A 14,413-nucleotide genomic window follows, 5' to 3' on the forward strand; every position below is an offset into this window, starting at 1 on the left:
ATCTGCCTATGGGCTAAGCTTATGTTTCTTGTGTAAAGCATAATCTAAATGATCATTTTTTATTCAATTTAAGTCAATTTCAGGTCACAGTAACTGTATGAATTCTACGCAACAATGGCAAAGTGTCACTTGGTTTGAAGTGGATGAGCACCAGGATGGTCAGCGAATCGATAATTTCCTGTTTAGTCGTCTGAAAGGCGTGCCCAAAAGCCGTATCTATCGCTTGATTCGGGAAGGCCAGGTTCGTGTGAATAAAAAACGGATTAAGGCAGAAACCAAACTTTCGATTGGGGATCAAATTCGTGTAGCACCGATCCGTTATGAGCAGAAAGATGAAACTGCAGCGCCCGTCTCCGACAAGGTCGCTCAAGGTCTGTTGGCCCGTGTGATTTATGAAGATGAAGGCTTAATGGTGGTGAACAAGCCTTCCGGTATTGCCGTACATGGCGGTAGTGGTGTGGCCTATGGCCTGATAGAGGGGTTACGTGCTGCAACCGGGAAAAAATATCTGGAGCTGATTCATCGTATTGACCGTGACACTTCCGGCTTGGTGATGATTTCTAAAAAACGGAGCACTTTAAAAACCCTGCAAGACCTGCTGCGAGAACATAAAATTCACAAGACCTATGCTGCGGTGGTCAAAGGCCAGGTGAGTCTGGACAAGCAGTTGATTGATGCCCCTTTGTATCGTTATGAGCTGCCAAATGGCGAACGTCGCGTGCGGGTGTCTAAAGAAGGCAAAGAGTCCAAAACCCAGTGGAATGTGCAAGAGCGCTTTATGCATGCCACATTGGTCTATGCCTCTCCGCTGTCGGGGCGTACCCACCAGATCCGTGTGCATGGTTTTAGTATTGGTCATCCTTTGGTGGGGGATGAAAAATATGGTCACGAAACCGAATATAGAGGACCTAAACCACGCCGTTTGTGCTTGCATGCCATGCGTCTGGATATTCCAGGCTATCCGACAATTGAGGCGCCCTTGCCTGAAGATATGCAAAGTCTGGTGGCGCAGCTCAGAGTGCAGAAGGCGGATAAGCTGGTCACACTTGCCGAAGATGAAGAGTAATCTTTAGCTTTTTAATGAGTCTTCCTGATTTTGCTTTATTTGAGTGAGGAAAATTCCCTTCTTTATTAAAGGTAGAGATGATTCAAGACAATTTCTAAATCAATGAAGGGCGACATGGATGTCGCCGTTACTCTGTGGTACAAGGACGTGCCATCAGAGTAACAAAGGATTTTTGCTACTTTTCATCCTTGAAAAGTAGATAATACCTATACGAAAACAGCTGCTCACTGACATTAATTGTGGTAGTGAATTAAATTTAACTAACCTCTCCCAAACCCTCTCCTAGAAGGAGAGGGCTTAAAGATACTGAATCAAATATTAGGACCTTATATGAACTCACCTGTAAAACTGGTTATTTTTGATTGGGATGGCACCTTATTCGATTCAGTCGGTCAGATTGTGGCAAGTCTCCAGTTTGCAGCCCAGCAATTTAATCAGCCGCTGACCGATGCCGATGCCAAAAGTATTATCGGTCTGGGTTTGCCTGAAGTTGCCCAGCGTCTGTTTCCGACAGTGCCAGAATTACATAGCGATATTTTACAGGCTTATTCTGAACATTATGTGGCGAACTCTACTGAAGATTGCTGGTTCGCTGGTGTGGCGGAGATGTTACAAGAGCTGGCAGAGCAGGGCGTAAAACTGGCGGTCGCGACCGGAAAAAGCCGTAAAGGGCTGGATCGGGTCCTAAAGCAAACCGAGAGTGTCGAGCTGTTTGCAGTTACCCGCGCGGCCAGTGAAACCCGCTCCAAACCTGATCCGCTGATGCTGGCTGAGATTCTGTCTGAAACTGGTGTGGCGTCGCATGAGGCGATTATGGTGGGAGATACCTCCTATGACCTGGAGATGGCACAGAAGATTGCGATGCCGAGTGTGGGGGTGAGTTATGGCGTGCATACGCCTGAAACGCTGGCACAGTTTAATCCCTTGACCATCGTGCATGATATTCGCAGCCTGAATAGCTTTTTATTGGCTAAAGTTCAATGGAAAGAAGCGATTTAATCGCTTATCTTGAGATCGGTAAACTTGCAGGCACTCGGTTTGAAAAGAGTGCCTGTAAATGCACTCAACTGCCGGATATGTTCTTATCTTTTAGTCTAAAGCTGCAAACTTGATCAATTTAAGCGTAGAGCAATGTTGATGAATTTGCTGTGGATTTAGTCGAATTCATAACTTAAGTCGCTGTTTTATTTAAAATAATATTGGATTTATTAATAGTTAATAGCTATAGCGAAAAATAAAATAACTATTGGCATTCATCTCTTAATTTTCAGATTCTTAGATTGTATATGTTTATGTCTTATTCAGGACGGCCAATCCCAGCTCATTGTCAGGTCGTTTCCAGCTTGCTGAACGACTTCTTCTGGATGTAGGCATAAACTTCATTTTTGCAGTTTAAGGAAACACTGATGTCGAATTCTGCTGTTGTTGAATCAGTTGCACACGCCCTTCGTCGCGCTGAATTATCACAAACTGCGATCGCACCGATTCGCCCTGAACTTGGTGGTGAAAGTGCGGACGTGGATATTGCCTATGCCGTTCAAGAAGTCAATACAGCGCGTGCGTTGTCTGAAGGCCGCCGTCTGGTGGGTCGTAAAATCGGGCTGACATCTAAAGTGGTTCAGACACAACTCGGCGTAGATCAGCCTGACTTTGGCATGTTGTTTGCAGACATGGCCTATGGCGATGGTGAAGCAATTCCTGCCGGTCTGTTGATTCAGCCTAAAGTTGAAGCGGAAATTGCATTGGTGATCAAAGAAGATTTAACCAAAGAAAAACACACCTATGCAGACATTATCAGTGCAACTGATTATGCACTTCCTGCAGTTGAAGTGGTCGATAGCCGTATCGAGAACTGGAAAATCAGCCTGATTGATACCGTGGCAGATAATGCCTCTTCGGCTGCATTCGTTTTGGGTTCACGTCCGGTGAAGCTCGACAACCTTGACCTGGTGAACTGCAAGATGGTCATGACTCGCGGTGCTGAAGTGGTCTCACAAGGGGTGGGTAAAGCATGTTTGGCCAATCCTTTAAATGCAGCGGTCTGGCTTGCAGATGAGATGGTACGCCGTGGTCGCCCATTGCTTAAAGGTGACATCATTCTGACCGGTGCTTTAGGCCCAATGGTGGTTGCTCAGCCAGGCGATGAGTTCAAGGTTGAGATTGAAGGCTTTGGTTCAGTAACAGCTGCTTTTGCTGCTGAATAATGGAATTTTGAGAGTACATTCATGAAAAAGATTAAATGTGCAATGATCGGTCCCGGCAACATTGGTACGGACTTGCTTTATAAATTACAGCGTAGCGAATGGTTGGAGCCAGTGTGGATGGTGGGCATTGACCCAACGTCTGAAGGTCTGGCACGTGCAGCGAAAATGGGTTTAAAAACCACGGCTGAAGGGGTAAACGGTCTGCTGCCGCATGTTCTGGAAGATGACATCAAAATTGCCTTTGATGCGACTTCTGCATACGTTCACGCAGAAAACAGCCGCAAGCTGAATGAGCTGGGCGTATTGATGATTGATTTGACACCTGCAGCGATTGGTCCGTTCTGTGTGCCGCCTGTAAACTTAGAAGCGTTATTGGCTGCTGGCGAAGTGCCGAACGTAAACATGGTAACGTGTGGTGGTCAGGCGACCATTCCGATGGTCGCTGCGGTTTCCCGTGTTCAACCGGTTGAATATGGTGAGATCATTGCAACCGTATCCACCAAGTCGGTGGGTCCGGGTACACGTAAGAATATTGACGAATTTACCCGTACCACTGCCGGTGCAATCGAAAAAGTCGGTGGTGCAAAACAAGGCAAGGCGATCATCATCATTAACCCGGCTGAACCACCTTTAATGATGCGCGATACCGTACATTGCTTGGTTGAAGGTGAGCCGGATCAGGCGGCAATCACTGAATCAGTGCATGCCATGATCAAAGAAGTCCAAAAATATGTACCGGGCTACAAGCTGGTCAATGGTCCTGTGTTTGATGGCAACCGTGTGTCGATCTTCATGGAAGTCGAAGGTCTGGGTGACTTCTTGCCAAAATATGCGGGTAACCTGGACATCATGACTGCGGCGGCTGCACGTACTGCAGAAATGTTTGCTGAACACGTATTTGCAAAAGAACAGGCTTAAGGAGCAACCACATGTCTAAGATTATTGTTCATGATATGACTTTGCGTGATGGTATGCATCCACAGCGCCATCAAACCACTGTCGAGCAGATGATTGCGATTTCAACTGCACTTGATGAGGCGGGCGTACCGTTAATCGAGGTGACACATGGTGACGGGCTGGGTGGCTCATCAGTAAACTATGGTTTTGCTGCGGCAACAGATGAAGAATACCTGTCTGCTGTAGTGCCACGCATGAAGAATGCCAAAGTATCTGCATTGCTTTTGCCGGGTATCGGAACAGTTGACCATCTAAAAATGGCCCATGAGATTGGTGTATCAACCATCCGTGTGGCAACGCACTGTACGGAAGCGGATTGTTCTGAACAGCACATCACGGCTGCGCGTAAGCTGGAGATGGATACTGTAGGCTTCCTGATGCTGGCCCATATGGCAACTCCGGCTCAACTGCTTGAAGAAGCGAAGAAGATGGTGTCGTATGGTGCAAACTGTATCTATGTAACGGATTCTGCAGGTTATATGCTTCCTCATGATGTAACCGATCGCGTTGCATGCTTGCGTGATGCGCTTGATCCAAGTATTGAACTAGGTTTCCACGGTCATCACAACTTAGGCATGGGCGTGGCAAACACGGTTGCTGCGGTGGATGCCGGTGCAGTGCGTGTCGATTTGGCCTCTGCCGGTTTGGGCGCAGGTGCAGGAAATACACCTCTTGAACTGTTCATTGCCGTTGCCAACCGTATGGGGATGGACACCGGGGTTGACCTGTTTAAAGTACAAGACGTGGCAGAAGACCTAGTAATTCCAATGATGCACAACCCGATCCGTGCAGACCGCGATGCGGCAACACTGGGCTATGCAGGCGTTTACTCATCATTCCTATTGTTTGCGAAACGTGCAGAAGCCAAATATGGCGTATCTGCACGCGAAATTCTGCTGGAACTGGGCCGCCGTGGCACAGTCGGTGGTCAGGAAGACATGATTGAAGATCTGGCATTGACCATGTCCAAAGCCAAAGAAGCCGAAGCTTAATGTGTTTTTAACTGTCTAGCCTTTAAACCGCTGCGCAGTTATTTTCAGATCAACGTCCGATGTAGGTCATCGGGCGTTTTGTATTTTAAGAAGAGGAGCGCGAAGTAGAAGCGTTACTTGCTTAAATTTAAATTATAGCTAAAGCATATCGGGTTATAGCTGAAGTATATTAATATAATCAATTGCTTAGAAGAATTAATATGGGGATTTAAACTTAAAAGCGCTTAATTTTCTTGTTTTATATTTAAAAAACTAAAATTTTGTTAAAAATAAATGACAGAACAAGGGTTTAGAAAAAACCCCACGAATATCGAGCAAAATATCTTATTGTTTAAAGCTCTTAACCTGAGCGGAGGGTGAGTCAGGAAAAAACAAAAATAGGGTGCATGACTTAAATCTTAATACTCTGGTCGGATTCCGTTTCTGGCCATTGTTCAGCATGATGGCGCCCTAGCTTTATTTGATTATTGGGAATAAGTCATGCGTCGTCAAAATTTATGGATAGCAATGCTGGCTGCAACAGCAACTTTAGGAACCACTGCAACTCAGGCAGATTTTATTGACGACAGTCAGGTCCAGCTCAAATTTAAAAATTTTTACCTAGACCGCCAGATTAAAGACGATTCCGCTAAAAACTGGGGTTCGTGGTCTCAGGGGGTGATGCTGGATGCCAAATCTGGCTATCACGATATTGGCGGCGGTATTCAGGTTGGTGCAGACCTGTTGGTGCAGCATGCCTTTAAGCTGAATGGCCGTGACAGAAATCCAGACTTTATTTTGCCGCATGATGGTAAAGAGTCGAAAGACAATTTTGGTAAAGTCGGTGCCACCTTAAAAGCCAAAGTATCGCAAACTGAATTGAAAGTGGGTGAATTATTGCCGGTTTCTCCAGTCTTAGTGTTTGATCCATCGCGTCAGTTACTTACCACGTTTAGCGGTGCATGGTTAGAATCTAAGGACCTGAAAGATACCAAGTTAACGCTGGCCTATATTGACGGCATTAACAACCGTTATGACAACCAGTTTCGTGACTTGACCTTGTTTGCACCTGGGAAAACTTTACCGGATCAAACAAAAGGGCACTTTGATCAGGGCCCTACATCTGACGGAATGTGGATTGCAGGAGTAGACCATCAATTTACTCAGGAACTGGGTGCAAGCTATTGGTACGCAGATGTACAAGACATCTATCAGCAACATTTTGTGGGTTTAAACCATACTGCTGCTTTAGGTGAAAAAAGCAAACTGACCAGCCATGTACGTTACTTCGATAACTCGGATTCAGGTAACAAACTCTATGGTGAGATTGATAACCAGGCTTTATCAGTAGGCACTAAACTTAATCATGGTGCGCATACGGTTGGTTTGGGCTATCAGCAAATGCTGGGCGATTCAGCATTCCCGACATTAGGGGGATGGGTGCCACAGCCTTATCTGGTCAACTGGGGAGTTGCGACTTTTACCAATCCTGATGAAAAATCATTGGGTTTAACCTATGGTTATGATTTCTCTGAACTGGGTGCCAAGGGCTTGAATGCCACCGCCGTATATATGCTCGGGAAGGATGCAACTTACGGCACCAAAAAAGATCAGGATTCAGACGAGTTGAACCTGATTGTGAATTACACAGTGCCAGAGGGCAAATTAAAAGGCTTAGGCGTCCAGGCCATGTATATCGATGCTGATTTTGATTATAAGTCAGATTTGCAGGAATACCGTGTGGCGACCACCTATACCTATAAATTCTAAGCATTCAGCAGATTTAAACCGGCGATGCAACAGCATCGCCTTTTTAAGCCCTAAAGTCTGAGAAAACCTAAGGAATTAAAATAAAATATTTATGTAAAACAAATATTTAAATTATATTTTTTTTATAGCATACAATCGTAATTTTGTATCAGTTGACTCGGCTGCAGCGGTTAAGATAAGGGTGTAAAGAAGTCATTGTTAATGAGTCAACTTGGCGTTGACCTCTGTTATCAGATGGACACGCAAGCTAAAAACTGTAAGAGGAATCAACATGAGCACTGTTCAAATCCCAGAATACAAAACAGATCCATTTTTTGGTTTAGAAGACAAATGGATTGAAACGGCAGAAGGTGAGTTGACGCACTATCACGAGATTGGTGAAGGTACACCAATTCTGTTCCTGCACGGTTCAGGTACTGGTGTATCTGCGGCGGCAAACTGGTGGTTAAACCTTCCAGCCATTGGTGAGCAGGCACGTTGTATCGCCATTGATACCATTGGTTATGGTCAGACTGTGGTAGCGCCTGGTACGGCTTATGGTATTCGTGCCTGGGTTGATCATGCGGTGCGTACTTTAGATGCACTGGGTATTGAAAAAACCTGGTTGGTCGGTAACTCACTGGGTGGCTGGTTGGCTTTCCAGATGGCACTTGACTATCCAGAACGTGTTCTTGGTATTGTTTCTATGGGGACCGGCGGTGCGAAACAAACTGCTGCATTGAAGGCGCATGCAAATCCGGTGCTTACTGAAGAAGGGATCAAGAAAACTCTGTCGATGTTTGTCGTAAACAAAGACCTGATTACTGATGAACTGGTAAAAGTACGTTTTGCGTCTGCTGCAAATGACTATGCATCAAATCGTTTGATGGATGTGGTGGGTGCACGTGACCGTGACCGTTTTGAATTCCCACTTGATTTTGAAAAAATGAAAGAGATCACAGTTCCTGTGCTGTTGATCCACGGTACGCAAGACGTGGTAATTCCTGTATCACGGACCTGGGATATTCTGAATATTGTGCCAAATGCCGATGCCCACATTTTCAGCCAGTGCGGCCACTGGTCCCAGGTGGAAAAAGCAGAAGAGTTTAATACCATTATCAAAAACTACCTGCTGGCACACGGCGTAAAATAAGCCCGAGTAAAAATATAAAAAAAGGATGCCTTGCATCCTTTTTTTATGGCTAAACGATTTTATGGGGACAGCTAAAGCAGTCACCTTTCTCGTGTAGCAAGTTTGATAGTAAGCATCCGGCTAACACAGCCTTACCAAGCGATCCTATAAGCCTTAATTTAGTTCCCACCTAAAAACAAGTGGGGACTTAATCCATGAACATGGATATATATTCAGCAACACCTCCTGTTGCTAAAAAACGCAGAACATACAGCAAAGAATTCAAACTCAGTATTGTCAATGCCTGCAAAAATCCTAATACCTCGATCGCTTCGGTCGCACTGCAACATAGTATTAATGCCAACCTTGTCAGTCGTTGGATCAGGATCTTCAGCCATCATGAGGGTGCCGTGCAGGATCCTACTCATGTGAATCCAGCATTTATTGCTTTGCCTTACACTGCTGCAATCAGCCAACCTATTGATGAGAGGATCACGTTGTGTATCACCGTGCCTCATACGAATAATGATATTCAGCTAAAATGGCAGACATCAGAAATACCTGCCTTGGCAGAATTACTCAAGGCACTTGCAACATGATCCGCATTGATGAAATCTGGTTGTCTACTCAGCCCATGGACATGCGTGCAGGTATGGATACGACCATGGCTCAGGTGGTGAGAGCCTTTGGCTACATCAAACCGCATTGTGCTTACCTGTTCTGTAATAAACGTGGCCATCGCATGAAAGTACTGGTACATGATGGATTGGGCATCTGGCTGTGTGCCAGGCGGCTGGAACAGGGCAAATTTCACTGGGCTCAAGTTCACCAAGGTGAAAGCGTGGCCCTCAGCCCGGAACAGTTACAGGCACTGATCCAAGGTTTGCCCTGGCAGCGCATTGGACGACAGCAGGTGGTGACGATGCTTTAAACCAGGCTGTTCCATTCTGCTATTCTCCAAACGTTCTATTTCATTCTTCTCATGACCTCAGGCATACTGCGGTCATGAATACGCTGCCTGACTTAAGCCAACTGACCCATGAACAACTGCTGGAATTCACCAGGCAGTTGGCGCTGCAGCATCAGTCTCTAGCACAATCAAACCAGCAATTAGATGCCAGAGTTCAACATCTTGAAGTCACCAATCAGCAATTAGATTCTAAAGTTCAACATCTTTCTATTCTCAATCAAAAATACGAGCATGAACTCGCACTATTTAAACAGCACAAATTCGGCAGTAAAAACGAACATCTCACTGCAAAACAAATCCATCTTTGGGATGAAGCGGTCGAAGAAGATATTGCAGCCGTTGATCTGGAACTGGAACGGCTGAATGCAGATAAAACCGATGCAGCGACACACAAAGCCAAAGCAAATAAACCTAAACGTCGACTGCTGCCCGATCATCTACACACCATCCGTATTGAGCATGAACCTGCATCAACCCAATGCAGTTGTGGCTGCCAGTTACGTCGTATCGGCGAAGATATCAGTGAAAAACTGCATTTCAGACCGGCACAGTTCTACAAGGAACAGCATGTCCGTGGCAAATGGGTCTGTGATCAGTGTGACACCCTGACTCAGCAAGCGATGCCTGCCTATGTGATTGATAAAGGCATTGCTTCACCTGAACTGCTCAGCCATGTGCTGGTATCGAAGTATGCCGATCATTTACCGCTGTACCGTCAGCGTCTGATCTATCAGCGGGCGGGAATCGAGCTTTCTAGATCAACGTTATCTGACTGGATAGGTCGCTGCGGTGTAGAACTGGAGCCTCTGGCCAATGCCTTAAAAGAGGTGGTACTACAACAGCAGGTGCTGCATGCAGATGAAACACCGGTCACCATCATGCGGATGGGTGAGAATGATAAAAAACCGAAGAAAGGTTATGTCTGGGCCTATGCCACTACACAGTACAATCCAGTTCAGGCGGTGATCTATGACTTTCAGGATAGTCGTTCAGGCCAGCATGCTGCAGAGTTCTTGAAAGGCTGGCAGGGTTATCTAGTCTGTGATGATTACAGTGGTTATAAAGCACGCTTTAAATCAGGCCAGGTCATTGAGGTGGGCTGCATGGCCCATGCACGTCGTAAATTCCATGAACTGCATGTAACTGGGAAAAGTCAGGTCGCTGAACAGGCATTAGTGCTGATTCAGAAACTGTATGCGATAGAAGCAGAGCTCAGGAAAAAGACCGATGGTACAGCGGAAGACCGCCGCGAATACCGACAACAGCATAGTCAACCAGTGATGCAACAACTATATGAATGGCTCAACCAACATCATCTGACGGTGCCATCGAGTTCTCCCACCGCCAAGGCCATCAATTACACTCTGAAGCGTTGGCCAGCTTTAAGCCGCTATTTGGATGATGGCAATCTACCGATTTGCAATAATTGGGTAGAGAATCAAATGCGACCTTGGGCCTTAGGGCGCAAGAACTGGCTGTTTGCTGGCTCGCTGCGCAGCGGCCAGCGAGCGGCGAATATCATGACTTTAATCCAGTCAGCAAAGCTGAATGGCTTGGATCCGTATGCCTATTTAAGTGATGTGCTGAAAAGGCTGCCGACACATAAAGTGACCCAGATTGAAGAGTTACTGCCACACTGCTGGAAACCTAAATCGAATTAAAAATTGGTATGGGATTCAGCGGACGCTTACGTTTGATAGATATTTTTAATCTGTTTTAAGTCTAGATTGAGGCTTTTTTAGAAGAAAAAACACTTAAATTTTCATTAGACTTAAGTTGTAAAGCAGATGATTTTTGAGCGGCAGTTCCTCATCTGTAGCCCAGGTTGAGGCTGATTTTGAGGCACCAAAAAGCTGGTCGTTATGAAAAAACCAGAATACAAAGCGGGTTTTAATAAGAAAATAATAAAAGCAAATAGCACAGGTATGTATGGCGCAACCTGTGCTGTCAAAAAAGGGGGAAATTTATTTTTGTTCGTCGCGATTGATATTGAGATAGAACACGTGGGTCAGTAACTCCAGGAACTTGTCCACGGCCATTGAATTTCCAGCTTTGCGGTAACTCACGTATAAATCCAGATAAGGCAGTTCAACGTCAAGCGGACGAATGACCGTATTATTCATGGTCAACGGGGCAATATAGCCCGGTAAAATCGTGCAACCTAAGCCCATACCAATCGAGTTGATGTTGAACAGGATATTGTCAGCTTTTTGCACAATGTTGAATTCAAGATTGTTGGCCTTGGCAAAGTCTAAAATCGCATTGTGCAGGGTCAGTGACTGTTCGGCAGCAGGAATAATAAAGTCTATGCCATTCAACTCTTTAACCGGAATTCGTTCATGTTTGGCCAGTGGATGATCTTTAGGCAAAATAAAGATTAGCGGCTCACGCAGGACAAACTGGCTTTCAATTTCGTCGCTATGGAAGTTGTGACGGGTAAAGGTGAGATCTAGATCGCCTTTTTTCAGTAATCTCATTTGCTCGGTATTGTTCAGGCTGAGCAGTTCAATTTTCAGATCCGGGTTTTGGACACGCAGGTTGGGCAGAATATACGGAAAAATCTTCATTTCGGCCACCGGCACAAAGCCGATGCGCAGCATCTGCTGCTTGGCCTGCGACACCTGACGCGCCATGGCAACCGCTTTATCGGCCTGAGCTAGGGTCAGACGGGCCTGTTCCAGAAATACAGCACCTTCTTCTGTCAGCTCGACCTTGCGTTTGGTACGGTACAGCAGTTGTACGCCGACATCTTCTTCCAGATCCTTAATCTGCTGGCTGAGAGAGGGTTGCGCTGTATAAAGTTTGAGTGCTGCCTTACTAAAGTTCAGTTCTTCAGCAACAGTGATAAAGTAGCGAAGGTGTCTTAATTCCATGTCATCAGCCCAAAGAGTAATCCAAAAAATGTCTTACTATAATTTGATAGGAGTATAGTCCATAAACAACTATGTCGTGAAGATGATTTTGTCATTTAGGAACTAAATACCTTAGAGGGGTTGATTGGTGTTTTAATATAAAAATAAGCGTGGTCAATAATTGCTTAAACCTATTAATTAAAACAAAAAAAATATTTCCCCAAAATCCTGCAAAAATCCATTATCCATTCGAGTTGAGTCTATTTATTGTGTGTCCATAGTGGCCACAGGAGAGCTTTTCATGAGTGGAAAAATTGATGTGCGCGAAATCGACGCTTTGGTCGATGCACAAAATGGACGTATCACGCCATCGATCTATACTGATCCTGACATTTACGAATTAGAACTTGAACGTGTCTTCGGTCGTACATGGTTATTTCTATGCCATGAAAGCCAAATTCCTAAGGCTGGTGATTTCTTCAATACCTATATGGGTGAAGATCCAATTATTGTGGCACGCCAAAAAGACGGCTCAATCAAAGCATTTTTAAACCAGTGCCGTCACCGTTCGATGCGGGTCAGCTTCGCAGACTGCGGTAATACCCGTGCATTTACTTGCCCATACCACGGCTGGTCATACGGTATTGATGGTTCACTCAAAGATATCCCGCTTGAAGAACGTGCTTATCCACATGGGGCATGTAAAGAACAATGGGGTCTGGTTGAAGTCAATCGTGTGAAGTCTTACAAAGGCTTAGTCTTCGGTTGCTGGGATGAAACCACACCTGATTTAGAAGAATACATGGGCGACATCGCCTGGTATCTGGATGGTGTGGTAGATCGTCGTCCGGGCGGGACAGAAATCATCGGTGGTGTACACAAATGGGAAATCGACTGTAACTGGAAATTTGCAGCGGAACAGTTTGCTTCTGACCAATACCATGCTTTGTTCTCTCACGCTTCTGCGATTCAAGTTCTGGGGGCAAAACCGGATGATGAATCCTCGAAGAAACTCGGTGCTGCGCAAACAGCGCGTCCGGTGTGGGAAACCGCCAAAGACGCGATTCAATATGGTTCACGCGGTCATGGTTCAGGCTTCTTCTTTACTGAAAAGCCGGATGCCAACGTATGGGTGGATGGTGAGGTAGCGAACTATTTCCGTGAAACTTATGAAGAAGTCAAAGAGCGTTTAGGTGAAGTGCGTGCGCTGCGTCTTGCAGGTCACAACACCATGTTCCCGACATTATCTTGGTTAAACGGTACGGCAACACTGCGCGTATGGCACCCACGTGGTCCAAACAAAACTGAAGTTTGGGCATTCTGTATTGCGGATGCTGAAGCGTCGCAGGAAGTAAAAGAAGCTTTTGAACGTTCGGCAACGCGTGCCTTCGGTCCGGCCGGTTTCCTTGAGCAGGATGACTCGGAAAACTGGATCGAAATCCAGAAAGTGCTTCGGGGTTATAAAGCGCGTCAAAACCGCCTGATCATGGAAATGGGTAAAGGCAATGAGAAAGTTCGTGAAGATGATATTCCGGGCATTACCAACTACATTTTCTCAGAAACTGCAGCACGTGGCATGTACCGTCGCTGGGCAGATTTATTGATCCATGAAAAATGGGAAGACGTGGAAAAAGCCGCTGACGAATACGAGAAGGAGCTTGTGAAATGAGTCAAATCAGCTTAGAACTGCATCACCAGATCAGTCAGTTCCTGTATCGCGAAGCAAAATTGCTGGACGACTGGAAGTTCCGCGAATGGCTGGATGTATTGGCAGAAGATATTTCGTATACGCTGCGTACGACACCGAATGCGCAAACCCGTGACCGTCGCCGTTCGATTGAGCCGCCAACGACCTGGGTATTTAACGATTCTAAAGACCTGCTGGAACGCCGCGTTGCCCGTTTGGAAACCGGTATGGCCTGGGCGGAAGAACCTCCTTCACGTACTACACATATGGTGTCTAACATTATTGTGGAGCCGACTGAAGTTGACGGTGAATACGACGTGTATGTCACTTACCTGTTGTACCGCACCCAGAAAGAAAAAGATGTCACCATCTACTGCGGTAAGCGTCACGACAAAATCCGTCAGGTCGATTCCGAGCAAGGCTTCCAGATCTTCAACCGTAAGATCACACTGGACCAGGCGACTTATAATTCACACAACCTGAGCGTGTTCTTCTAATGAATAAGATTTTTGTTTGCCAAGTTGACGAACTGGACGAAGGCGAAGCGTTAAAAGTAGATTGTGGCGTAAACGGTATTGAAGCGCTGGCAGTATTCAATAACGGTGGTGAGTTTTTCGCCATGAATGACCGCTGTTCACATGGTAATGCCTCAATGTCTGAAGGTTATCTGGAAGATGACGGCACGGTGGAATGTCCACTTCATTCAGCGCGTTTCTGTCTAAAAACTGGTACAGCACTCTGCTTGCCAGCAACTGATCCGATTCAGACTTTCCCGGTAATTGTGGAAGATGGTCAGTTATTTGTTGAGATGGCAGGAGAGTAAGC

General features: G+C 45.8%; 14 protein-coding genes. 13 read left to right on the top strand and 1 reads right to left on the bottom strand.

Annotated features, from left to right (window positions below; translation table 11 throughout):
- The first annotated feature begins 97 nt into the window (after nt 1-97).
- The 10 genes from E5Y90_RS01600 (at nt 98) to tnpC (ending at nt 10,710) form a co-directional block, all read left to right on the top strand.
- Nucleotides 98-1,066 (top strand): RluA family pseudouridine synthase, encoded by a 969-nt coding sequence (locus E5Y90_RS01600; protein ID WP_174659215.1) that lies wholly within the window; start codon nt 98-100, stop codon nt 1,064-1,066.
- 330 nt (nt 1,067-1,396) lie between these two features.
- Entirely contained in the window at nt 1,397-2,065 is a 669-nt protein-coding gene (locus tag E5Y90_RS01605; RefSeq protein ID WP_151205423.1) for an HAD-IA family hydrolase, read from the top strand.
- 407 nt (nt 2,066-2,472) lie between these two features.
- Nucleotides 2,473-3,270 (top strand): 2-keto-4-pentenoate hydratase, encoded by a 798-nt coding sequence (locus E5Y90_RS01610; protein WP_151207100.1) that lies wholly within the window; start codon nt 2,473-2,475, stop codon nt 3,268-3,270.
- A gap of 21 nt (nt 3,271-3,291) precedes the next feature.
- Nucleotides 3,292-4,188: an acetaldehyde dehydrogenase (acetylating) gene (locus E5Y90_RS01615; protein ID WP_174659216.1), complete on the top strand. Its 897-nt coding sequence runs from the start codon at nt 3,292-3,294 to the stop codon at nt 4,186-4,188.
- A gap of 11 nt (nt 4,189-4,199) precedes the next feature.
- Nucleotides 4,200-5,219, top strand: coding sequence for a 4-hydroxy-2-oxovalerate aldolase (gene dmpG / locus E5Y90_RS01620; protein WP_174659217.1), 1,020 nt, complete (start codon nt 4,200-4,202; stop codon nt 5,217-5,219).
- Between the two features lie 480 nt (nt 5,220-5,699).
- Nucleotides 5,700-6,968, top strand: coding sequence for an OprD family outer membrane porin (locus E5Y90_RS01625; protein WP_174659218.1), 1,269 nt, complete (start codon nt 5,700-5,702; stop codon nt 6,966-6,968).
- A gap of 271 nt (nt 6,969-7,239) precedes the next feature.
- Nucleotides 7,240-8,100, top strand: a complete 861-nt coding sequence (locus E5Y90_RS01630; protein WP_151205557.1) for an alpha/beta fold hydrolase — start codon at nt 7,240-7,242, stop codon at nt 8,098-8,100.
- A gap of 194 nt (nt 8,101-8,294) precedes the next feature.
- Nucleotides 8,295-8,678: a transposase gene (locus E5Y90_RS01635; RefSeq protein ID WP_001055589.1), complete on the top strand. Its 384-nt coding sequence runs from the start codon at nt 8,295-8,297 to the stop codon at nt 8,676-8,678.
- A complete protein-coding gene (gene tnpB, locus E5Y90_RS01640; protein WP_004733288.1) occupies nt 8,675-9,010 on the top strand; it encodes an IS66 family insertion sequence element accessory protein TnpB in 336 nt (111 codons plus the stop codon). The genes E5Y90_RS01635 and tnpB overlap by 4 nt, the downstream gene beginning before the upstream one ends.
- Before the next feature lie 74 nt (nt 9,011-9,084).
- Nucleotides 9,085-10,710: an IS66 family transposase gene (tnpC, locus tag E5Y90_RS01645; RefSeq protein ID WP_160255506.1), complete on the top strand. Its 1,626-nt coding sequence runs from the start codon at nt 9,085-9,087 to the stop codon at nt 10,708-10,710.
- A gap of 303 nt (nt 10,711-11,013) precedes the next feature.
- Here tnpC and hcaR read toward each other — a convergent pair whose 3' ends face one another.
- Nucleotides 11,014-11,922: a DNA-binding transcriptional regulator HcaR gene (hcaR, locus tag E5Y90_RS01650; protein WP_174659219.1), complete on the bottom strand. Its 909-nt coding sequence runs from the start codon at nt 11,920-11,922 to the stop codon at nt 11,014-11,016.
- 280 nt (nt 11,923-12,202) lie between these two features.
- Here hcaR and hcaE point away from each other — a divergent pair, with 280 nt between their 5' ends.
- The 3 genes from hcaE to hcaC are packed head-to-tail and all read left to right on the top strand — an operon-like array spanning nt 12,203 to nt 14,411.
- A complete protein-coding gene (gene hcaE / locus E5Y90_RS01655; RefSeq protein WP_151205625.1) occupies nt 12,203-13,570 on the top strand; it encodes a 3-phenylpropionate/cinnamic acid dioxygenase subunit alpha in 1,368 nt (455 codons plus the stop codon).
- Complete coding sequence (gene hcaF / locus E5Y90_RS01660) at nt 13,567-14,085, top strand: 3-phenylpropionate/cinnamic acid dioxygenase subunit beta (protein ID WP_151207093.1); 519 nt, start codon at nt 13,567-13,569, stop codon at nt 14,083-14,085. The genes hcaE and hcaF overlap by 4 nt, the downstream gene beginning before the upstream one ends.
- Nucleotides 14,085-14,411 carry a 3-phenylpropionate/cinnamic acid dioxygenase ferredoxin subunit gene (gene hcaC, locus E5Y90_RS01665; protein ID WP_151205623.1) on the top strand — a complete coding sequence of 109 codons (327 nt, stop codon included), beginning with the start codon at nt 14,085-14,087 and terminating at the stop codon, nt 14,409-14,411. Before hcaF ends, hcaC begins: the two co-directional genes overlap by 1 nt.
- Nucleotides 14,412-14,413: the final 2 nt, after the last annotated feature.

The sequence above is a fragment of the Acinetobacter sp. 10FS3-1 genome (genome assembly GCF_013343215.1).
In the GTDB taxonomy this organism is placed as follows: domain Bacteria; phylum Pseudomonadota; class Gammaproteobacteria; order Pseudomonadales; family Moraxellaceae; genus Acinetobacter; species Acinetobacter lwoffii_C.